Consider the following 21,220-nt stretch of genomic DNA (forward strand, 5'->3'; position numbering starts at 1 on the left):
GGGTTAGGTATGCGCTTTCGCGCGTTGGTGGCTGCCGTTGGACTGATGTTGATGGCAGTGACCGTCAACGCTGTGGCCGAGACAAAGGTCAACAGCGTGCGCCTGTGGCGGGCGCCGGACAACACGCGACTGGTCTTCGACCTGAGTGGCCCGGTGCAGCACAGCGTCTTCACCCTGACCGCACCGGATCGGCTGGTGATCGACATCAATGGCGCCACCCTGGGGGCGCCGCTGAAAGTCTCGACCGCCAACACGCCGATCACCGCGATGCGCTCTGCCCAGCGTACGCCGACCGACCTGCGGGTGGTCATCGACCTGAAAAAAGCCGTCACCCCGAAAAGTTTCTCGCTGGCGCCGAACGCGCAATACGGCAACCGTCTGGTGGTCGACCTGTTCGACAACCCGGCCGATGCCGCGCCGCCGCCTGCGCCAACGCCATCGGTCGCCACCGTGCCGGCAGTGCCGGTGACACCGTCGGAGCCGGCGATCAAGTTGCCACCGGCTCCGGCCGGCAAGCGCGACATCATTGTGGTGATCGACGCCGGTCACGGCGGCGAAGACCCGGGTGCGTCCGGCTCGCGCGGCCAGCGTGAGAAAGACGTGGTGCTGCAGATCGCCCGCGAGCTGCAGCGTCAGGTCAACGGCATGAAAGGTTTCCGCGCCGAGCTGACCCGTACCGGCGACTACTTCATCCCGTTGCGCGGCCGTACCGAAATCGCCCGCAAGAAGGGCGCCGACCTGTTCGTTTCGATCCACGCCGATGCCGCGCCGTCTGCGGCAGCCTTCGGTGCCTCGGTGTTTGCCCTGTCCGATCGCGGCGCGACATCCGAGACCGCCCGTTGGCTGGCCGACAGCGAAAACCGTTCCGACCTGATCGGTGGGGCCGGCAACGTCAGCCTCGACGACAAGGACCGCATGCTGGCCGGTGTGTTGCTCGACCTGTCGATGACCGCATCGCTGACTTCCAGCCTCAACGTCGGCCAGAAAGTCCTGACCAACATCGGCCGCGTGACCCCGCTGCACAAACAGCGCGTGGAGCAGGCCGGGTTCATGGTATTGAAGTCGCCGGACATCCCGTCGATCCTCGTCGAAACCGGATTTATCTCCAACGCCAACGAAGCGAACAAACTCTCGGCTTCAAGCCACCAGCAGGCGCTGGCGCGTTCGATCAGCAGCGGCGTGCGCCAGTTCTTCCAGCAGAACCCGCCACCGGGCACCTACATTGCCTGGCTGCGTGATTCCGGCAAGATCGCCCAAGGCCCGCGTGATCATCGCGTGAGTCCGGGCGAGACGCTGGCGATGATTGCCGTTCGCTATCAGGTGTCGCCCGCGACCCTGCGCAGCGCCAACAATCTCAGCAGCGATGAGCTGAAGATCGGCCAGCACCTGACCATTCCCGGCACCGAACTGGCGTCCAAAGAATGAATCAGGTGTTGAACGCCGCACGCATCGAACTGCTCAGCCCACGGCTGGCGAACCAGATCGCCGCCGGCGAGGTGGTCGAGCGCCCGGCTTCGGTGATCAAGGAGTTGCTGGAAAACAGTCTCGACTCCGGCGCCAAACGCATCGATGTCGATGTCGAGCAGGGTGGTGTCAAGTTGCTGCGGGTGCGTGACGACGGCAGCGGCATTTCCGCCGATGACCTGCCGCTGGCCCTGGCCCGTCACGCCACCAGCAAGATTCGCAATCTCGAAGATCTGGAACAGGTGATGAGCCTGGGCTTCCGTGGTGAAGCACTGGCGTCGATCAGCTCCGTGGCGCGCCTGACCCTGACCTCGCGCACCCGCGACGCCGATCAGGCCTGGCAGGTCGAAACCGAAGGTCGCGACATGGCGCCTCGGGTGCAGCCGGCGGCGCATCCGGTCGGTACGTCGGTGGAAGTGCGCGACCTGTTTTTCAATACGCCGGCGCGGCGCAAGTTTCTCAAGACCGAAAAAACCGAATTCGATCACCTGCAAGAAGTGATCAAGCGTCTGGCGCTGGCGCGTTTCGACGTGGCCTTCCATCTGCGCCACAACGGCAAGACCATCCTTAGCCTGCACGAGGCCCACGATGATGCGGCCCGCGCCCGGCGGGTGGCGGCGATCTGCGGTTCGGGCTTCCTTGAGCAGGCGCTGCCGATCGAGATCGAGCGCAATGGTCTGCACTTGTGGGGTTGGGTCGGATTGCCGACCTTCAACCGCAGTCAGGCGGACTTGCAGTATTTCTTCGTGAACGGTCGTGCGGTGCGCGACAAGCTGGTGGCCCACGCGGTGCGTCAGGCTTATCGCGATGTGCTGTTCAATGGCCGTCATCCGACCTTCGCGCTGTTTTTCGAAGTCGATCCGGCGGCGGTGGACGTCAACGTGCACCCGACCAAGCACGAAGTGCGCTTCCGTGACGGACGCATGGTGCATGACTTCCTTTACGGCACGTTGCACCGCGCGTTGGGCGATGTGCGTCCGGAAGATCAGTTGGCAGGCTCTGTCACCACCGCTGTGGTGCGTCCAACCGGTATCGAGGCCGGTGAATTCGGCCCGCAGGGCGAAATGCGTCTGGCGGCCAACGCGCTGCTGGAACAGCCGCAGGCGCAACCGGCGTTCAATACTTCGTCGGGCGCCAGTGCTGGCGGCGCTTATCAGTATCAGTACACGCCGCGTCCGCAGTCGGCTGTGCCGGCGGCCGAGGCACAAGCCGCTTACCGCGAGTTCTTCGCACCGTTGCCGGAAGCGAATGCCAACGCGCTGCCGGCCGGTCAGGAAGATATTCCGCCGCTCGGTTACGCGCTGGCGCAGCTCAAGGGCATCTACATTCTCTCCGAGAACGCTCAGGGGCTGGTGCTGGTGGACATGCACGCCGCGCATGAGCGGATCATGTACGAACGCCTGAAGATCGCCATGGCCAGCGAAGGCCTCAGCGGCCAGCCGCTGCTGGTGCCGGAGTCGCTGGCGGTCAGTCAGCGTGAAGCCGATTGCGCCGAAGAACACGCCGCATGGTTCCAGCGTCTGGGCTTCGAGCTGCAGCGTCTGGGCCCGGAAACATTGGCGATCCGCCAGATTCCGGCCCTGCTCAAACAGGCCGAGGCCAATCGGCTGGTGGGTGACGTGTTGTCGGACCTGATGGAATACGGCACCAGCGACCGGATTCAGGCACACCTGAACGAACTGCTCGGGACCATGGCCTGCCATGGCGCGATCCGCGCCAACCGGCGCCTGGCCCTGCCGGAAATGAACGGCCTGCTGCGCGACATGGAAAACACCGAGCGCAGCGGACAATGCAACCATGGCCGACCGACCTGGACCCAACTGGGCCTGGACGATCTGGACAAACTGTTCCTGCGCGGTCGTTGATGAGCCAGCTTCCTCCAGCGATTTTCCTGATGGGCCCGACCGCTGCGGGCAAGACCGACCTGGCCATCGAGCTGACCAAGGTGCTGCCGTGCGAGCTGATCAGCGTCGACTCGGCGCTGGTCTATCGCGGCATGGACATCGGCACCGCCAAGCCTTCCAAAGAACTGCTGGCCGAATTTCCGCACCGGTTGATCGACATTCTCGATCCGGCTGAAGCCTATTCGGCTGCGGATTTCCGCCGCGATGCCCTGCAAGCCATGGCCGAGATCACCGCGCGCGGAAAAATTCCGCTACTGGTTGGCGGCACCATGCTCTATTACAAGGCGTTGGTTGATGGCCTGGCGGACATGCCGGCGGCGGATCCCGAGGTCCGTGCGCAGATCGAAGAAGAGGCTGCACGCCTCGGCTGGCAAGCCCTGCACGATCAGCTGGCGAGCATCGATCCGGTGTCGGCGGCACGCATTCATCCGAACGATCCGCAGCGCCTGAGTCGGGCGCTGGAGGTTTATCGGGTCAGCGGTCAGAGCATGACTGCCCTGCGTCAGCAACAATCTGCGCAAAGTACTGAAGCAGCCGCTTCGGGACGGCAACAATTGCCCTATACTGTCGCGAACTTGGCCATTGCTCCGGCAAATCGCCAGGTACTGCATGAGCGCATTAAACAAAGATTCACAAATATGCTGGAACAGGGGTTCATCGACGAGGTCGTAGCCCTGCGTAAAAGAAGTGACCTGCATTCCGGGTTGCCGTCTATACGTGCGGTAGGCTACCGCCAAGTCTGGGACTACCTGGATGGCAAGCTGTCGTTAGCTGAAATGCAGGAACGCGGCATCATTGCCACGCGTCAATTGGCCAAGCGTCAGTTCACCTGGCTGCGCAGCTGGGAAGAACTGCACTGGCTGGACAGTCTTGATTGCGACAATCTGCCACGCGCCTTGAAATACCTTGGGACCATCTCCATATTGAGCTGAGTCCTTGCAATTGCCGTCTATCCTTGGGGGTGTGGCGGCCAAAGCCATCTGAATTACCTATTTTTATTATTGAATCCTTAAAGGAGTGCGGCACATGTCAAAAGGGCATTCGCTACAAGACCCTTACTTGAATACTTTACGTAAAGAGAAAGTTGGGGTTTCCATCTACCTGGTCAACGGTATCAAACTGCAAGGCACGATCGAGTCGTTCGACCAGTTCGTTATCCTGCTGAAAAACACCGTCAGCCAGATGGTTTACAAACACGCTATCTCGACAGTCGTGCCAGTACGTCCAATTCGTCTGCCTAGCGCAACCGAATCCGATGCAGGTGACGCTGAGCCAGGTAACGCCTGATAGGAGTCTCCTTTGTTCTTTGAGCGCCACGGTGGTGGTGAGCGAGTCATCCTCGTTCACTTGGAAGGTCAGGACCCTGAGGCGCGCGAAGATCCGCAGGAGTTTCAGGAATTGGCTAATTCGGCGGGCGCCGAGACCGTTGCGTTTTTTAACGTACCGCGTCATCGGCCAACCGCCAAATTCCTGATTGGCAGCGGCAAGGTCGAGGAATTACGCGACCTGGTCCATGCCGAAAAGGCCGATCTGGTGATTTTCAATCACATTCTCACGCCCAGTCAGGAACGTAACCTCGAACGTGTTTTCGAGTGTCGCGTGATCGACCGTACCGGCCTGATTCTCGATATCTTCGCCCAGCGCGCCCGTACCCATGAAGGCAAGCTCCAGGTAGAACTGGCCCAGCTTGATCACATGAGCACCCGCCTGGTTCGCGGCTGGACTCACCTTGAGCGTCAGGGTGGCGGTATCGGCATGCGTGGCCCCGGTGAAACCCAGCTCGAAACCGACCGGCGTCTGCTGCGGGTTCGTCTGCGTCAGATCAAGGGTCGCCTGGAAAAGGTGCGCAGCCAGCGCGAGCAATCGCGACGCGGCCGCTCCCGTGCGGATATCCCTACCGTGTCTCTGGTGGGCTATACCAACGCCGGCAAATCCACGCTGTTCAATAATGTGACCAAGTCCGAGGTGTACGCGGCCGACCAATTGTTCGCCACGCTGGACCCGACCCTGCGCCGTCTGGAACTGGACGACCTGGGGCCGATCGTTCTGGCGGACACGGTAGGGTTCATTCGACACTTGCCGCACAAGCTGGTCGAAGCATTTCGGTCTACGCTCGAAGAGTCGAGCAATTCCGACCTGCTGTTGCACGTGATCGATGCGGCCGAACCGGATCGCATGTTGCAGATCGAGCAGGTGATGGTGGTACTGGGCGAGATCGGAGCCCAGGACTTGCCGATCCTCGAGGTATACAACAAACTCGATTTGCTTGAAGGCGTTGAGCCACAGATCCAGCGCGATGCCGATGGCAAGCCGCAGCGGGTCTGGCTGTCGGCGCGCGATGGCACGGGTCTGGAATTGCTTGAACAAGCCATTGCCGAGTTGCTGGGCAGTGATTTGTTTGTGGGGACATTGCGCTTGCCGCAACGATTCGCTCGACTGCGTGCGCAGTTCTTCGAACTCGGTGCGGTACAGAAAGAAGAGCATGACGAAGAAGGCATCTGCCTGCTGGCCGTTCGTTTGCCCCGGGTCGAGTTGAATCGACTGGTAAGCCGCGAAGGATTGCAGCCGATGGAATTCATCGAGCAACACACTTTGCAATAAAAGCCTGGCAAAGCGGTTGTGCCGCAACGGCAGGCATTCTGTAGCATTGGTCGGCGCGCCGTGGGTGCGTCTTTGCTTTATCAGATGGAGAGCGCTATGGCTTGGAATGAGCCGGGTGGCAACTCGAATAATCAGGATCCTTGGGGTGGCAAGCGCCGCAATAACGGCGACCGCAAGGGGCCACCGGATCTCGACGAGGCCTTCCGAAAGCTGCAGGAAAGCCTGAACGGGTTGTTCGGTGGTGGTAAGAAACGCGGTGGTGATGACGGCGGTGGTTCGGGCAGGAGTGGTGGCGGCTTCGGCGGTCTGCTCGGTATCGGCCTCGTGGTGCTGGCGGCTGTCTGGCTGTACAGCGCGGTCTATGTGGTCGACGAGCAGGAGCAAGCCGTGGTGCTGCGCTTCGGCAAGTACTACGAGACTGTCGGCCCCGGCCTGAACATCTACTTCCCGCCGATCGACAAGAAGTACATGGAAAACGTCACGCGTGAGCGTGCCTATACCAAGCAGGGCCAGATGCTGACTGAAGACGAGAACATCGTCGAAGTGCCGCTGACCGTGCAGTACAAGATCAGCAACCTGCAGGACTTCGTGCTGAACGTCGATCAGCCGGAAATCAGTCTGCAGCATGCGACCGACAGCGCCCTGCGCCACGTGGTGGGTTCCACCGCCATGGATCAGGTGCTGACCGAAGGTCGTGAATTGATGGCCAGCGAAATCAAGGAGCGTCTGCAACGTTTCCTCGATACCTATCGCACCGGTATCACCGTCACCCAGGTCAACGTACAGAGCGCAGCGGCACCGCGTGAAGTGCAGGAAGCCTTCGACGACGTGATCCGCGCCCGTGAAGACGAGCAGCGTTCGCGCAACCAGGCGGAAACCTACGCCAACGGCGTCGTGCCGGAAGCCCGTGGTCAGGCCCAGCGCATCCTCGAGGATGCCAACGGTTACCGCGACGAGACGGTCTCGCGCGCCAAGGGTGAGGCGGATCGCTTTACCAAACTGGTCGCCGAGTATCGCAAGGCCCCTGAAGTCACCCGCCAGCGTCTGTATCTGGACACCATGCAGGAAGTCTTCAGCAACACCAGCAAGGTACTCGTGACCGGCAACAAGAACGGCCAGAGCAACCTGCTTTACCTGCCGTTGGACAAAATGATCCAGAACAGTTCGGGCAGCAATGCACCGGTCACCGGTTCTGCCGCCGCCAGCAACAACACGGACGTCGCGCCGCATGTCACTGACCTGCCGCAGACACGTACAAGGGAGACCCGCTGATGAGCAATAAATCGCTGATCGCCCTGATCGTTGGCGTTGTCGTGGTGCTGGTGGGCTGGAACTGCTTCTACATCGTGGCTCAGACCGAGCGTGCGGTGCTGCTGCAATTCGGTCGTGTGGTTCAGGCCGATGTTCAGCCGGGCCTGCATGTGAAAGTGCCTTACGTTAACCAGGTGCGTAAATTCGACGCACGTCTGATGACGCTGGATGCACCGACCCAACGCTTCCTGACCCTGGAAAAGAAAGCCGTGATGGTCGATGCCTACGCCAAGTGGCGCGTGAAAGATGCCGAGCGCTTCTACACCGCGACTTCCGGCCTCAAGCAGATCGCCGACGAGCGTCTGTCCCGTCGCCTGGAATCCGGTCTGCGTGACCAGTTCGGCAAGCGCACCCTGCACGAAGTGGTGTCGGGTGAGCGTGATGCGCTGATGGCTGACATCACCGCGTCGCTGAACAAGATGGCGGAAAAAGAGCTGGGTATCGAAGTCGTTGATGTCCGGGTCAAGGCCATCGATCTGCCGAAGGAAGTGAACCGCAGCGTGTTCGAACGTATGAGCACCGAGCGTGAGCGTGAAGCTCGCGAGCACCGCGCCAAGGGTAACGAGCTGGCCGAAGGCATCCGTGCCGACGCCGATCGTCAACGCCGCGTGCTGCTGGCTGAAGCCTATCGTGAATCCGAGGAGATTCGCGGTGACGGTGATGCCCAGGCCGCTGCAATCTACTCCAAGGCCTACGGTCAGGATCAGGAGTTCTACGGTTTCTACCGTAGCCTGCGTGCCTACCGTGAAAGCTTCGCGAACAAATCCGACGTCATGGTTCTCGACCCAAGCAGCGACTTCTTCCGTTACCTGGAAAAGTCCAAGCCTTGATACGACGTTGACCTGAATCATTCCGCCCGGCGGCTAAAACCTCGGGCGGGGTGATCCTTTGGGAAAACGTGTGTATGATGCGGCAGCCGGGAAATTCCCGGCTTTTTTGCGTCTGCACGTTTGATTGCTGTTTTTTGTTGCAGGCATCGGGTTGAATGGCCCGAGCGTTTTTCGAGGAAAGTGATGGGCGAAGCCGGTAACAGGCCTTTCGCCGCGTCGTTCATGCGCGTGCGTTTTGAACGGTTCGGTCATTTTCTGCTTCACTCAAGGCTCGCCCGCAGGCTGGCCGCCCGGATCAAAGGGGAATGGCGTAATGGCAACGGTAGACCGCTGGCTGCTGCCAGATGGCATCGAAGAAGTACTGCCACCGGAAGCGGCGCGCATTGAAGTCGCGCGTCGTCAGGTGTTGGATCTGTTCCAGAGCTGGGGTTACGAGTTTGTCGTGACTCCCCATATCGAGTACCTGGAATCCCTGCTGACCGGTGCGGGCCAGGACCTGGATCTGCGTACCTTCAAGGTCATCGATCCGCAGTCGGGTCGGCAGATGGGGTTCCGTGCCGACATCACGCCGCAAGTGGCGCGCATCGATGCGCACACCCTGCGTCGCGAAGGCCCGAGCCGTCTGTGCTACGCCGGCAGCGTGCTGCATGCCCAGCCGCGTGCACTGTCGTCCTCGCGCAGCCCGATCCAGCTGGGTGCCGAGCTTTACGGCGATGCCAGCCCGAGCAGCGACGTTGAAGTGATCAGCCTGATGCTGGCCATGCTGCAACTGGCCGATGTGCCGGATGTGCACATGGACCTTGGCCATGTCGGCATCTACCGTGGTCTGGCGCGCGCCGCCGGTCTGTCCGGTGAAGTCGAGCAGCAGTTGTTCGATGCGTTGCAACGCAAGGCCATCGACGAGGTCATTACCTTGACCGAAGGCCTGCCGGCCGATCTGTCCGGCATGCTGCGGGCGCTGGTCGACCTGTGTGGCGGCCGTGAAGTACTGAGTGCGGCCCGTGAGCGTCTGGCTAATGCACCGGCGCCGGTTCTGGCGGCGCTGGAAGATTTGCTGGAGATCGCCGATCGTCTGGCGACGCGTTTCCCGGAGTTGCCGCTGTACTTCGACCTGGGCGAGCTGCGCGGCTACCACTACCACACCGGTGTGGTGTTCGCGGTGTTTGTCCCGGGCGTGGGCCAGTCCATCGCTCAGGGCGGTCGTTACGACGACATCGGCGCCGACTTCGGTCGTGCCCGTCCGGCGACCGGCTTCTCTACCGATTTGAAAACCCTGGTGACCCTGGGGCGTGCTGAGATCGAGCTACCGTCTGGCGGTATCTGGATGCCTGACAGTACGGATGCGGCACTCTGGCAGCAGGTTTGCCAGTTGCGCAGTGAGGGTCAGCGTGTCGTTCAGGCATTGCCTGGACAACCTTTGGCCGCCGCCCGTGATGCGGACTGCGACCGGCAATTGATTCAGCAGAACGGGCTTTGGCAAGTATCGCCACTGGCTTCTTGAGTTTTCCTGCCGGCCATCGCCGGCACCAAGTTTGCGCGAATGAGGACAAGTGTTATGGGTAAGAATGTCGTAGTCCTGGGCACCCAATGGGGTGATGAGGGCAAAGGCAAGATCGTTGATCTGCTGACCGAACATGCTGCCGCCGTAGTGCGCTACCAAGGTGGCCACAACGCTGGCCACACCCTGGTGATCGACGGCGAAAAAACCGTCTTGCACCTGATCCCGTCGGGCGTGCTGCGCGAAGGCGTGCAGTGCCTGATCGGCAACGGCGTGGTGGTTGCACCTGACGCCCTGCTGCGTGAGATCACCAAGCTGGAAGAGAAAGGCGTACCGGTGCGCGAGCGCCTGCGTATCAGCCCGTCCTGCCCGCTGATTCTGTCCTTCCACGTGGCGCTGGACCAGGCCCGTGAAAAAGCCCGTGGCGAGCTGAAGATCGGTACTACCGGTCGCGGTATCGGCCCGGCTTATGAAGACAAGGTTGCGCGCCGTGGTCTGCGCGTGGGCGACCTGCTGAACATGCCGCGTTTCGAAGACAAGCTGCGTGAACTGGTGGATTACCACAACTTCATGCTGGTCGGTTACTACAAAGAGCCGGCCATCGAGTTCGAAAAGACCTTGGCCGAGTGCAAGGAATACGCCGAGCTGCTCAAGCCGCTGATGCTCGACGTGACTGCCGAGCTGCACGACCTGCGTCGCGCCGGCAAAGACATCATGTTCGAAGGCGCCCAGGGTTCGTTGCTCGACATCGACCACGGTACCTACCCGTACGTGACCAGCTCCAACACCACCGCCGGTGGCGTGGCGACCGGTTCGGGCGTTGGTCCGATGTTCCTCGACTACATCCTGGGCATCACCAAGGCTTACACCACTCGCGTCGGTTCGGGTCCATTCCCGACTGAGCTGTTCGACGACGTGGGTGCGCACCTGGCCAAGCAAGGTCACGAGTTCGGCGCTACCACCGGCCGTGCCCGTCGTTGCGGCTGGTTCGACGCCGTTATCCTGCGTCGCGCTATCGATGTGAACAGCATCTCGGGCATCTGCCTGACCAAGCTGGACGTCCTTGATGGCCTGGAAACCATCAACATCTGCACCGGCTACAAGGACGCGCAAGGCAATGCCGTGGCGCCGACCGACGCTGACAGCTACGTGGGCCTGCAGCCTGTGTACGAAGAAGTGCCGGGCTGGACCGAATCGACCGTGGGTGCCAAAACCCTGGAAGAGCTGCCAGCTAATGCTCGTGCCTACATCAAACGCGTTGAAGAGCTGATCGGCGCGCCGATCGACATTATTTCGACGGGCCCGGATCGCAACGAAACCATCGTTCTGCGTCATCCGTTCGCTTGATAAGTCGTTGATGTAAAAAACAAAGGCCCCTTAATCGGGGCCTTTGTCGTTTATGCCTGTTGGACGGCATGACCTTTGCTGTAAATCTTCCTACAAGAGTGCCATCAAATTAATGGCGTCAGAAGTAGAGGGATTCACAGTGTCGGCCGTTCTCTCACTGTTACAAAGCCGTTTGTTGCGGCCCGTGTTCGTTACCCTTGGTATCGCCCTTTTGGTGCAAGTGCTGGTGGCAGTCGCCCTGACACGAAGCACGGTCACGGCGCTGGAGGCTGATCTCGGCACTCGTCTGGGCGCTGACAGCCAAAAGCTCTCCGGCGAGTTGGAACAGGCCGGGCGTGAGGTCACCTCAAGCCTCGATAACCTTTCCTCAAGTACCCGGCAGCGTCTGACCGCCGGCCTGTCTTCCCGTCTGAAAGAAGAGCAGGCGCAACTGCGTACGACACTGGAAAAAGATCTCAAGGACTCGGCCAATGACATGGCTCAGTTGCTCGCCTCGGTGGCGCCGCGCGCCATGTGGGACAGCGACGTGCCGACCCTGTCCGAATTTGCCCGCCGCGCCCAGCGCAATCCCAACGTGTTGTTCGTGGTTTACGACGATGCCACCGGTCAGCACCTGACGCGTTACCTCAACCGCGAAAATCCGATCAACAAGGCCTTGCTGGAAAAAGGTCAGGGCGAGCGCGCGCTGGACAAGGTGCTGGACGCGGCGAAAAACGATCCGTCGGTCTACTACCTCGAAGCCTCGATCAATCCCAATGGCGTGGAAATCGGCAAGGTGCTGATGGGCGTTTCGACGGCATCGGTGGAAACCGATCTGGCCGCGCTCGACCAGCGCTTCTCGGCGCTGATCGCCAGCAGTGATCAACTGGTGGGCGATAGCCTCAAGGGGGCCGCTGCTGACAGCGCCAGCGCGATGCGCGCGCGTCTGCAGTCGGCGCAATCCACCGCGACCGAGATGAAAGCCAATACCCGCAGCACCGTGCAGGAAGCTGCCGCGACCTTGCGCTGGCGCATCGGTATGGGCCTGGCGCTGGTCGGCTGTGGCGTGCTGCTGTTGCTGGCGGTGGTGCTGGGGCACCGGGTGGTCAATCGCTTGAAGATGCTCAATGCGGCGATGGACGATCTGGCGGCAGGCGAGGGCGATCTGACCAAGCGCGTGCAGATCAACAGCAAGGACGAAATCGGCGACATGGCTTCGGCGGTCAATCGCTTTGTAGATAAGTTGCAGCCGATCGTGCGTGAGGCGGGCGACGTGGCCCAGCGTACCGGCGTGGAAATCGGCGCCATGACCCTGCGCAATGCCGGTGCCGACGCAGCGGCCGGGATGCAGCGTGATGAGGTGGCGGAAAGCCTGCGCGCGCTGTCGCAAATGGCTGACGAGGCGCAATCGGAAAGCCATGCCATGCAGGCGGCGTTGAAGCAGGTGGTGGATATTCGCCAGGCCACCGATGAAAACACTCGTACCTCGGCGAAGGTTGGCAGTTTGATCGAAGCGCTGGCCGGGCAGGTCGACACCGGGGCGAAAGTCATCGAGCGACTGGCGCAGCAGAGCGAACAGATTGAAGTGGTGCTGACGGTGATTCACGGCATCGCCGAGCAGACCAACTTGCTGGCCTTGAACGCGGCGATCGAAGCCGCGCGGGCCGGTGAGACCGGGCGCGGTTTTGCGGTGGTCGCGGATGAAGTGCGCGCCTTGGCGAGCAAGACGCAAAGCTCGACCGGCGATATTCAGGCGCACATCGTCGCATTGCAGCAGGGCGCGCGTGAGGCGGTAGAAGCGATCGGTCAGGCCGGACGTCAGGCCAGCGAAGGTTTGCTGGTGTTGCGCGACAGTGCGCGGCTGCAACAGTCGGTGCAGGCCTCGGTCGAGCAGGTGCATGCGGCGATCGGTCTGGCAACGCAGGCGGCGGCGCATCAGGCGCAGGGCGCGCAGGCAGTGCGTGGGCGGGTCGAGACGATTCATGCCCAGGCCGAGAAAGCGGCGCAAGCGGTGGTCGAGACCACGGCCAGTGGCAAGGTGCTGGATGGCTTGGCGGCGCAGTTGAAAGCCAGCCTGGGGCAGTTCAGGGCTTAAATCAAAAGATCGCAGCCTGCGGCAGCTCCTACAGGAAACGCAAATTCCCCTGTAGGAGCTGCCGTGTTGTGGTCGAATTTTTTTAGACCATGATGTAGGAGCGTCGATTTAAGGAAGCATCATGGGATATCGGGTTGTCACGTCAGAGGAAAAAGCAGAAGCCATTCGCTTGGTCGTGGAGATGAACTACTCCATCCCTAAAGCCTGTGAAGCTACTAATGTGGGCCCTACGGCCCTGCGTCGCTGGGTTTCGCGCTGGCGTCGAGAGCAGGAAGGCATGTCGCAGCCACCGCGATTGCAGGATCAGGAACTGATCGAATCGCTCCAGGCAAAGCTGGCACTGCTTGAAGCCGAGAACCAAGTGCTAAAAAAGCAATTGCCCTCTCATCTAAAGGTTCTGTTCGGTCGAACCAAGTGATTGATGGCGTTCGAGGTGCAATGTCGATTCGGCGCATGTGCTCAGTGCTTGGTGTTGCCCGAAGCAGCTATTACACCAAGCGTAAACCCAAGCGCCTGAAGCCTGAACTGCGCTTGCTGAGGCGTAAACTTCGTGCGATGCATAAAGAACATCGTGAGGCGTTAGGTACTCGTGGGTTTTCCAGAGAGCTAAGAAAAGAGGGGATTTTTATTGGGCGCTGTCGAATGCGCACGCTGATCAACACCTTTGGCCTACACCGACGCAGACCGTGTTATGCCCACTATCGACGCGCTACGAAACCAGCGATTGTTGCACCGAACATACTTGATCGGCGTTTTAATCCGACCCAGCCAGACACCCTTTGGGCCGGCGACATTACCTACATCCGAGTCGGAAATGGCTGGCTTTATCTGGCGGTGGTGATGGATCTGTTTTCACGCAGAATTGTGGGGTGGGCCTGTTCCCGAACTGCCGATGCTGAGCTGTCTGCAAGGGCGCTAAGGTTAGCAGTGTCACTACGCCGTCCGATGCCTGCGTTGCTATTTCACTCAGACCAAGGCTGCCAGTACACCGCTGATCGATTTGTTGGCTGCTTGGCAGAAAACCGGATCGTTCAGAGCATGAGTCGTCGAGGGAACTGCTGGGATAACGCAGTTGTTGAGCGCTATTTCAGGACGTTGAAACACGATTGGATGCCGGAAAACGGCTACCAAAACCATTTCGAAGCGGAGAAGGATGTGATGGATTTTGTTCATCACTACAACCATCGTCGTTGCCACTCTGCCTCGAACCACTTGCCGCCTGCGCTGTTTGAGCAGCAGGCGGCCTAATACTCCTACGGAGTGGTTTAAAAAAACTGAACCACTACACCGCAGGCTGCGATCTTTTAGCGGCTCAGATACATACGCGTCGTCAGCAGATACACCGGCAAACCCGACACCACAATCAACAACGCCGCATAAGGCGCCGCCGCCGCAAACTCGACATTCGCGGTGTGCGCCCAGACCTCGGTCGCCAGCGTATTAAGCCCGGTCGGGCTCAGCAGCAGCGTCGCCGTCAGTTCCTTCATTGCATCCAGAAACACCAGCGCAAACGCCGCGCCCAGTGCCGGGAAAATGATCGGCAGGGTCACCCGGCAAAACGCTGTGAACGACGAGGCCCCCAACGTGCGTGCCGCTTCTTCCAGCTGCGGCGCAGCCTTGTTCAGTGCCGTACGAATCGGTGCCTGCGCCAACGGCAGAAACAGCAACGCATAAGCGATCAGCAGCAATGCCGAGGTCTGGTACAACGCCGGCACGTAGTGCAGGGCGAAATACACCAGCGTCAGCGCGATCACCAGGCCTGGCAGCGCATGCAGCAGATATGGCAGGCGTTCGGCCCAGATCGCCAATTGGCCCTTGTAACGCACCACCAGCAGCCCGACCGGCACCGCCAGCAGTAGGCACAGCGCTGCGCCACCCAGCGACAAGGCCAATGAAGACAGCAGGGCCTCGGTGATCGCCGCGACCGGGAAGGCCGCCGATGAACCCACCGCCAGCCAGTACGCGAGCATGCCCAGCGGAACCCCGCTGCCGACAATCGCCAGCAACAGGCAATACAACTGACCGGCAACCGCCCACGACCCCAACCGCACTTGCTCCGCCTGACGCGCTGCACCCTGGCCGGTGCGCACATGGCGACCCTTGCCGCGCACCCGCAGTTCCAGCCACAGCAGCATCAGACACAACGCGAGCAACACCGCGGAGAGCATCGCTGCATTGGCGTTGCTGAATTCCAGTTCGAATTGCTGGTAGATCGCGGTGGTGAAGGTTTGCAGGCCGATGATCGACAGCGCGCCGAACTCGACCAGCATGTGCAGGGCAATCAGCAGCGAGCCAGCCAGCAGCGACGGCCAGAGCAGCGGCAGGGTGACGCGGAAAAACACGCCCCAGCGGTTCTGTCCCAAGGTGCGAGCCGACTCTTCAAGGGACGGATCGAGGTTGCGCAGGGTCGCCGCGACCGGCAGAAAGATCAGCGGATACTTCGACAGGCTCATCACCAGAATCGCCCCGCCGAGGCCTTCAAACTGCGCGCTCAGCGACACCCAGGTGAAGCTGCTGACAAACGCCGGCACCGCGAACGGCAGGCACAGAATCACCCCCCACAGGCGTCGTCCCGGCAGATTGCTGCGCTCCAGCAGCCACGCCAGCGACAGGCCGATCACGCCGCACGTCAGCGTCACGCCAACCATCAGTGCCAAGGTGTTGCGCAGCAAGCCGAATACGTACGGGCGCCACAACAAGTGCAGTGCCTCCGCCCAACCGGCTTGCCAGGCTTTCAAGCCGACATAGGCCAGTGGCAACAGGCTCATGACCACCAGCAATAACACCGGCAGCACCAGCCAGATCGACGGGCGCTTGCGTCGTGGCAGGTAACCCCCGCGCGCGGCGGGGGCGGATAACGATGCGGCCATCAGTTCAGGCCAACTTCACGTTCCAGCTCCAGCGCTTCTTCGGCGTTGCCAAGATCGGCCGGGGTCACGTTCGGGGCTTCTAATTCGCTGAACGGCTTGAGTCCGCGATCCGATTCCATGCCTTTGTGCAGCGGATATTCGGCGGTGGTCTGAGTGATCACGCGCTGACCTTCTTCGCTGGCCATGTAGGCAAGGAATTGTTGGGCTTCTTTTGGATGCTTGCTGGATTTCAGCACGGCAGCGCTGGATACAGTGATCAGTCCGCCGACGTCGCCGCCGGTGAAGTAATGCAGTTTCGAGTCGAGCTTGCCTTTCTCGCGTTGCAGGGCGAACCAGTAGTAGTTGTTCACCAGCACGGTGGCGACTTCGCCGTTTTCCACGGCTTTGAGCGCGACCATGTTGTTGCTGTAGGTCTTGCCGAAAGCGCGCAGGCCGGTCAGCCATTCTTCGGCGGCGTCGCGACCGTGCATTTTGATAATCGCCACGGCCTGTTCCTGGAAGGCGCCGCTGGTCGGGACGAAACCGACTTTGCCTTGCCACTTCGGATCGGAGAATTCCATCACCGACTTTGGCAAGTCTCTCTCATCGACCAGTTTCGGGTTGTAGGCAACCACGCGAACCCGCGCGGTGACACCGATCCAGGTGCCGTTGCCGGCGACGTATTGCTTGGGCAGCACCGCCAGCGTGGCGTCGTCAGTCTTGGCCAGCAGGCCTTGCTCGCCGAGGTTGTTCAGCGGAGGAGATTCTTCGGTGTAGATCACGTCGGCGGGGGAGCGGTCGCCTTCTTCGATGACCTGGCTGGCGAGCTGGTTGCTGCTGCCCTTGCGTACGTTGACATGAATGCCGGTCTTGGCCTCGAAAGCCTTGGCGATCGCATCGCCGACTTCCTTGTGTTGGCCGTTGTAGAGCGTCAGGGAAACCGCATCGGCTGCCTGGGTGAGGGGAGTGGCGAGTGCCAGGCCGAGCAGGGTGAAGGTCAAGCCGCGGCGCAGGGTATTTCGAAACATCATTCGCAGGGTTCCTCACTGTCGCATTGCAAAAACTTGCAACAATGATAAACGATATTGTTTCTCAAGTGCGCCTTGCGGGACGCCGCCAGCTCTGTTACGGCGAGTTGCAGCACTTTTGTAGGAGCTGCCGCAGGCTGCGATCTTTTGATCCTGTCTTTTAAAACAAAAGCAAAGATCGCAGCCTTCGGCAGCTCCTACACAAGGGCAATCGAATGTCGAGTGAGGCGTTCAGGATTTCTGGAAGCCAGAAACGAAAAAACCCGCTTTCGCGGGTTTTCGGGAAACTCAACGTCGTAACCTTGAGTTTGAATTGGTGCCCAGAAGAAGACTCGAACTTCCACGACCGTAAGGTCACCAGCACCTGAAGCTGGCGTGTCTACCAATTTCACCATCTGGGCATTCATCGCGAGCGTTGCCGCTGTTGATGTGGCGCACTATACGGAGCGCTTTTTGATCTGTAAACCCCTGATTTAATTTTAATTAATCAGTTTTAACAAACCCGTTCCTTAGAATGCAAAAAACCCGCTTTCGCGGGTTTTGTGTGAGTCTTGAAACTGATCTAGTCTCAAACTCGAAATTGGTGCCCAGGAGAAGACTCGAACTTCCACGACCGTAAGGTCACCAGCACCTGAAGCTGGCGTGTCTACCAATTTCACCACCTGGGCATCTCGTCAACGTGTGTACGTCGTCGATGGCGCGCACTATACGGAGCGCCTTTTTAACTGTAAACCCCTGTCAGCAAAAAAAATGAATTTTTTTACCGGCGGTGTTCAAAAGGGCTTTCAGGCGTCGATACAAGGCTCCAGAAGGGCCTTATATAGTCGGAAATTTCCCGTTTGATGGCGCCTATGCCAAACTAACCCGCATATAGACAAGGTGAAAACTCTCTAATGGCCGATTGGCAGTCCCTCGATCCCGAGGCCGCTCGTGAAGCGGAAAAATATGAAAACCCTATTCCCAGCCGCGAACTGATCCTGGCGCATCTCGCCGATCGGGGTTCGCCTGCTGCCCGCGAGCAACTGGTCGAAGAGTTTGGTCTGACCACAGAAGACCAGATCGAAGCCCTGCGCCGCCGCCTGCGCGCCATGGAGCGCGACGCTCAATTGATCTACACCCGCCGGGGCACCTATGCGCCAGTGGACAAGCTCGACCTGATCCTGGGCCGCATCAGCGGTCACCGTGACGGTTTCGGCTTCCTGGTGCCGGACGACGGCAGCGATGACCTGTTCATGAGCCCGGCGCAGATGCGTCTGGTGTTCGATGGCGACCGTGCTCTGGCGCGGGTGTCCGGTCTCGACCGTCGTGGCCGCCGTGAAGGCGTGATCGTCGAAGTGGTGTCCCGTGCCCACGAAACCATCGTTGGTCGCTACTTCGAAGAGGGCGGTATCGGTTTCGTCGTTGCCGACAACCCGAAGATCCAGCAGGAAGTGCTGGTTACGCCAGGCCGTAATGCCAACGCGCAGATCGGTCAGTTCGTCGAGGTGAAGATCACCCACTGGCCGACGCCGCGCTTCCAGCCGCAAGGCGATGTGGTCGAAGTGGTCGGCAACTACATGGCGCCGGGCATGGAAATCGATGTCGCGCTGCGTACCTACGACATTCCGCATGTCTGGCCTGAAGCGGTGCTCAAAGAAGCCGCCAAGCTCAAGCCGGAAGTCGAAGAGAAAGACAAAGAGAAGCGTGTCGACCTGCGCCATCTGCCGTTCGTCACCATCGACGGCGAAGATGCCCGCGACTTCGACGACGCAGTTTACTGCGAAGCCAAGCCGGGCAAGTTGCGCCTGTTCTCCGGCGGCTGGAAGTTGTACGTGGCGATTGCCGACGTCTCCAGCTACGTGAAGATCGGTTCGGCGCTGGACAACGAAGCCCAGGTGCGCGGCAACTCGGTGTATTTCCCCGAGCGCGTGGTGCCGATGTTGCCTGAGCAGCTGTCCAACGGCCTGTGCTCGCTGAACCCGCACGTCGATCGTCTGGCCATGGTTTGCGAGATGACCATCTCCAAGTCCGGCGAAATGACCGACTACTGCTTCTATGAAGCGGTGATCCACTCCCACGCCCGTCTGACCTACAACAAGGTCAGCGCGATGCTGGAAACCCCGAAAGCCACCGAAGCGCGCAAGCTTCGCGGCGAGTACACCGATGTGGTGCCGCACCTCAAGCAGCTCTATGCGCTGTACAAAGTGTTGCTGGCTGCCCGTCACGTGCGTGGCGCGATCGATTTCGAAACCCAGGAAACCCGGATCATCTTCGGTTCCGAGCGCAAGATTGCCGAAATCCGTCCGACCACCCGCAACGATGCGCACAAGCTGATCGAGGAATGCATGCTGGCGGCCAAACGTGGCCACCGCCGAATTCCTCAAGAAGCACGAAATCCCCGCGCTGTACCGTGTCCACGACGGCCCGCCACCGGAGCGTCTGGAAAAGCTGCGCGCCTTCCTCGGCGAGCTCGGCCTGTCCCTGCACAAAGGCAAGGACGGCCCGTCGCCGAAGGACTATCAGGCCCTGTTGGCGAGCATCAAGGACCGTCCGGATTTCCATCTGATCCAGACCGTGATGCTGCGCTCCCTGAGCCAGGCGGTGTACAGCGCCCAGAACGAAGGCCACTTCGGCCTGAATTACGAAGCCTATACCCACTTCACGTCGCCGATCCGTCGTTACCCGGACCTGCTCACGCACCGCGCCATCCGCAGCGTGATCCATTCGAAACAGGACACTCCGCACGTTCGTCGTGCCGGGGCGATGACCATTCCGAAGGCGCGCATCTATCCGTACGACGAAAGCGGCGCTGGAGCAACTCGGCGAGCAGTGCTCGATGAGCGAGCGCCGTGCTGACGAAGCCACCCGCGACGTAGTGAAACTGGCTCAAGTGCGAGTTCATGAAGGATCGCGTCGGCGAATCGTTTCCCGGGTGTGATCACCGCCGTGACCGGTTTTTGGTCTGTTCGTCGAGCTGACCGATATCTACGTCGAAGGCCTGGTGCACGTCACCGCGCTGCCAGGCGATTACTACCACTTCGACCCTGTGCATCACCGCCTGGCGGGCGAGCGCACCGGTCGCAGCTTCCGTCTCGGCGATACCGTTGAAGTGCGCGTGATGCGCGTCGACCTCGACGAGCGCAAGATCGACTTCGAGATGGCCGAGAAAACCATCAGCGCGCCGATCGGTCGCAAGAAACGTGGCGCCGATACCGCAGCACCTGCGAGCAAGGCTGTGGAAGACAAGGCTCCGGCGAAAACCGCCAGCCGTCGTCCAGCCAAGGAAAAAAGCGGTCGAGGCCTATCGCCCAAGCGATGCCGTGGCGAAAAAACGCCGAGCTGCGCAAAAGCCGTGAATTGAAGAAGGCCTTGCTGGCCGAAGCCAAAAGCGGTGGTAAAGCGGCGTCTGGGGGAAAGACCGGACGGTCGGCGCCTGAGAAGGCCGTCGGCGGCAAGCCAGCCAAACCGAGCAAACACCGTAAAGGCCCGCCGAAAGCGGGTTCGGCTCCCGCCAAAAGTGGCGGGTCGCGTAAACCGAAGGCGAAGTCATGAGTCAGTTGGAAAAAATCTACGGCGTTCACGCGGTAGAAGCGTTGCTGCGTCACCACCCGAAACGCGTCAAGCAGATCTGGCTGGCCGAAAGCCGCAACGATCCGCGCGTGCAGACCCTGATCGAACTGGCCAACGAAAATCGTGTGCAGATCGGTCAGGCCGAGCGCCGCGAAATGGACGCCTGGGTTGAAGGCGTACACCAGGGCGTGGTCGCGGACGTCAGTCCGAGCCAGGTCTGGGGCGAGGCGATGCTCGACGAGCTGCTCGACCGTACCGAAGGCGCACCGCTGTTGCTGGTGCTCGACGGAGTGACCGACCCGCACAACCTCGGCGCCTGCCTGCGTTCGGCGGATGCTGCCGGCGCGCTGGCGGTGATCGTGCCCAAGGACAAGTCGGCAACCCTGACGCCGGTGGTGCGTAAAGTGGCCTGCGGCGCGGCGGAAGTGATTCCGCTGGTGGCGGTGACCAACCTGGCGCGCACTCTGGAAAAGCTCCAGCAGCGCGGTCTGTGGGTTGTCGGCACGGCGGGTGAGGCCGAGGTCAGCATTTATGACCAGGACCTGACCGGCCCGACAATCCTGATCATGGGTGCCGAAGGCAAGGGCATGCGCCGCCTGACCCGCGAGCACTGTGACTATCTGGTGAACCTGCCAATGGCCGGCAGTGTCAGCAGCCTCAACGTGTCCGTGGCAACCGGTGTGTGCCTGTTCGAAGCCCAGCGTCAACGCGGCGCCAAGGCCAAGGCAGCCGCCAAGAAATAAAGATCTTTGTGTGACCTGTAGG

15 protein-coding genes, 2 tRNA genes and 1 pseudogene are annotated in these 21,220 nt (G+C 60.7%); 14 read left to right on the forward strand and 4 right to left on the reverse strand.

Annotation, left to right across the window (positions count from 1 at the left end; all coding sequences use genetic code 11):
- Positions 1–45: 45 nt before the first annotated feature.
- The 12 genes from LOY52_RS02625 (at position 46) to LOY52_RS02680 (ending at position 14,277) form a co-directional block, all read left to right on the forward strand.
- Positions 46–1,425 carry an N-acetylmuramoyl-L-alanine amidase gene (locus tag LOY52_RS02625; protein WP_371260346.1) on the forward strand — a complete coding sequence of 460 codons (1,380 nt, stop codon included), beginning with the start codon at positions 46–48 and terminating at the stop codon, positions 1,423–1,425.
- A 5-nt stretch (positions 1,426–1,430) separates the two neighbouring features.
- Positions 1,431–3,329 carry a DNA mismatch repair endonuclease MutL gene (gene mutL, locus LOY52_RS02630; protein ID WP_225138893.1) on the forward strand — a complete coding sequence of 633 codons (1,899 nt, stop codon included), beginning with the start codon at positions 1,431–1,433 and terminating at the stop codon, positions 3,327–3,329.
- Complete coding sequence (miaA, locus tag LOY52_RS02635) at positions 3,329–4,300, forward strand: tRNA (adenosine(37)-N6)-dimethylallyltransferase MiaA (protein WP_096794765.1); 972 nt, start codon at positions 3,329–3,331, stop codon at positions 4,298–4,300. Before mutL ends, miaA begins: the two co-directional genes overlap by 1 nt.
- Before the next feature lie 94 nt (positions 4,301–4,394).
- On the forward strand, positions 4,395–4,655 hold the full coding sequence (gene hfq / locus LOY52_RS02640; RefSeq protein ID WP_003221112.1) for an RNA chaperone Hfq: 261 nt from the start codon (positions 4,395–4,397) through the stop codon (positions 4,653–4,655).
- Between the two features lie 12 nt (positions 4,656–4,667).
- Positions 4,668–5,969 carry a ribosome rescue GTPase HflX gene (hflX, locus tag LOY52_RS02645; RefSeq protein ID WP_003221114.1) on the forward strand — a complete coding sequence of 434 codons (1,302 nt, stop codon included), beginning with the start codon at positions 4,668–4,670 and terminating at the stop codon, positions 5,967–5,969.
- A gap of 96 nt (positions 5,970–6,065) precedes the next feature.
- Positions 6,066–7,241: an FtsH protease activity modulator HflK gene (hflK, locus tag LOY52_RS02650; protein WP_007967435.1), complete on the forward strand. Its 1,176-nt coding sequence runs from the start codon at positions 6,066–6,068 to the stop codon at positions 7,239–7,241.
- Complete coding sequence (gene hflC / locus LOY52_RS02655) at positions 7,241–8,110, forward strand: protease modulator HflC (RefSeq protein WP_027611416.1); 870 nt, start codon at positions 7,241–7,243, stop codon at positions 8,108–8,110. Before hflK ends, hflC begins: the two co-directional genes overlap by 1 nt.
- Before the next feature lie 313 nt (positions 8,111–8,423).
- Complete coding sequence (locus LOY52_RS02660; RefSeq protein ID WP_047600701.1) at positions 8,424–9,611, forward strand: ATP phosphoribosyltransferase regulatory subunit; 1,188 nt, start codon at positions 8,424–8,426, stop codon at positions 9,609–9,611.
- 54 nt (positions 9,612–9,665) lie between these two features.
- A complete protein-coding gene (locus LOY52_RS02665; RefSeq protein ID WP_003221122.1) occupies positions 9,666–10,955 on the forward strand; it encodes an adenylosuccinate synthase in 1,290 nt (429 codons plus the stop codon).
- Positions 10,956–11,094: 139 nt separating this feature from the next.
- The gene (locus LOY52_RS02670; RefSeq protein WP_258678098.1) at positions 11,095–13,029 is read left to right on the forward strand and encodes a methyl-accepting chemotaxis protein; all 1,935 of its coding nucleotides are present in this window, start codon (positions 11,095–11,097) and stop codon (positions 13,027–13,029) included.
- Between the two features lie 121 nt (positions 13,030–13,150).
- Entirely contained in the window at positions 13,151–13,447 is a 297-nt protein-coding gene (locus LOY52_RS02675; RefSeq protein WP_258675765.1) for a transposase, read from the forward strand.
- Between the two features lie 20 nt (positions 13,448–13,467).
- Positions 13,468–14,277 carry an IS3 family transposase gene (locus LOY52_RS02680; protein ID WP_258678100.1) on the forward strand — a complete coding sequence of 270 codons (810 nt, stop codon included), beginning with the start codon at positions 13,468–13,470 and terminating at the stop codon, positions 14,275–14,277.
- A 56-nt stretch (positions 14,278–14,333) separates the two neighbouring features.
- Here the strand turns inward: LOY52_RS02680 and LOY52_RS02685 are convergent, their stop codons facing one another.
- The 4 genes from LOY52_RS02685 to LOY52_RS02700 all read right to left on the reverse strand — a co-directional run bounded on the left by LOY52_RS02685 (position 14,334) and on the right by LOY52_RS02700 (position 17,574).
- The gene (locus LOY52_RS02685; RefSeq protein WP_258678102.1) at positions 14,334–15,899 is read right to left on the reverse strand and encodes an iron ABC transporter permease; all 1,566 of its coding nucleotides are present in this window, start codon (positions 15,897–15,899) and stop codon (positions 14,334–14,336) included.
- Complete coding sequence (locus LOY52_RS02690) at positions 15,899–16,909, reverse strand: extracellular solute-binding protein (RefSeq protein ID WP_258678103.1); 1,011 nt, start codon at positions 16,907–16,909, stop codon at positions 15,899–15,901. Before LOY52_RS02690 ends, LOY52_RS02685 begins: the two co-directional genes overlap by 1 nt.
- 311 nt (positions 16,910–17,220) lie before the next feature.
- Positions 17,221–17,307: transfer RNA gene (locus tag LOY52_RS02695), tRNA-Leu, on the reverse strand.
- Positions 17,308–17,487: 180 nt separating this feature from the next.
- Positions 17,488–17,574: transfer RNA gene (locus LOY52_RS02700), tRNA-Leu, on the reverse strand.
- A gap of 225 nt (positions 17,575–17,799) precedes the next feature.
- On the opposite strand from LOY52_RS02700, the pseudogene rnr reads away from it, so the two are divergent.
- A pseudogene (gene rnr / locus LOY52_RS02705) lies at positions 17,800–20,437 on the forward strand (ribonuclease R).
- Positions 20,434–21,198, forward strand: a complete 765-nt coding sequence (gene rlmB / locus LOY52_RS02710; protein WP_003221131.1) for a 23S rRNA (guanosine(2251)-2'-O)-methyltransferase RlmB — start codon at positions 20,434–20,436, stop codon at positions 21,196–21,198. Before rnr ends, rlmB begins: the two are co-directional and overlap by 4 nt.
- Positions 21,199–21,220: the final 22 nt, after the last annotated feature.

This window comes from Pseudomonas sp. B21-051, assembly GCF_024748795.1.
GTDB classification, from domain to species: domain Bacteria; phylum Pseudomonadota; class Gammaproteobacteria; order Pseudomonadales; family Pseudomonadaceae; genus Aquipseudomonas; species Aquipseudomonas putida_A.

Excerpts from the sequence above, each read along its gene's own strand:
- LOY52_RS02625 (WP_371260346.1), top strand. The coding sequence starts at position 46 with ATGTTGATGGCAGTGACCGTCAACGCTGTGGCCGAGACAAAGGTCAAC.
- miaA (WP_096794765.1), top strand. The coding sequence starts at position 3,329 with ATGAGCCAGCTTCCTCCAGCGATTTTCCTGATGGGCCCGACCGCTGCG.
- hfq (WP_003221112.1), top strand. The coding sequence starts at position 4,395 with ATGTCAAAAGGGCATTCGCTACAAGACCCTTACTTGAATACTTTACGT.
- hflK (WP_007967435.1), top strand. The coding sequence starts at position 6,066 with ATGGCTTGGAATGAGCCGGGTGGCAACTCGAATAATCAGGATCCTTGG.
- hflC (WP_027611416.1), top strand. The coding sequence starts at position 7,241 with ATGAGCAATAAATCGCTGATCGCCCTGATCGTTGGCGTTGTCGTGGTG.
- LOY52_RS02660 (WP_047600701.1), top strand. The coding sequence starts at position 8,424 with ATGGCAACGGTAGACCGCTGGCTGCTGCCAGATGGCATCGAAGAAGTA.
- LOY52_RS02665 (WP_003221122.1), top strand. The coding sequence starts at position 9,666 with ATGGGTAAGAATGTCGTAGTCCTGGGCACCCAATGGGGTGATGAGGGC.
- LOY52_RS02675 (WP_258675765.1), top strand. The coding sequence starts at position 13,151 with ATGGGATATCGGGTTGTCACGTCAGAGGAAAAAGCAGAAGCCATTCGC.
- LOY52_RS02680 (WP_258678100.1), top strand. The coding sequence starts at position 13,468 with ATGTCGATTCGGCGCATGTGCTCAGTGCTTGGTGTTGCCCGAAGCAGC.
- LOY52_RS02685 (WP_258678102.1), bottom strand. The coding sequence starts at position 15,899 with ATGGCCGCATCGTTATCCGCCCCCGCCGCGCGCGGGGGTTACCTGCCA.
- LOY52_RS02690 (WP_258678103.1), bottom strand. The coding sequence starts at position 16,909 with ATGATGTTTCGAAATACCCTGCGCCGCGGCTTGACCTTCACCCTGCTC.
- rlmB (WP_003221131.1), top strand. The coding sequence starts at position 20,434 with ATGAGTCAGTTGGAAAAAATCTACGGCGTTCACGCGGTAGAAGCGTTG.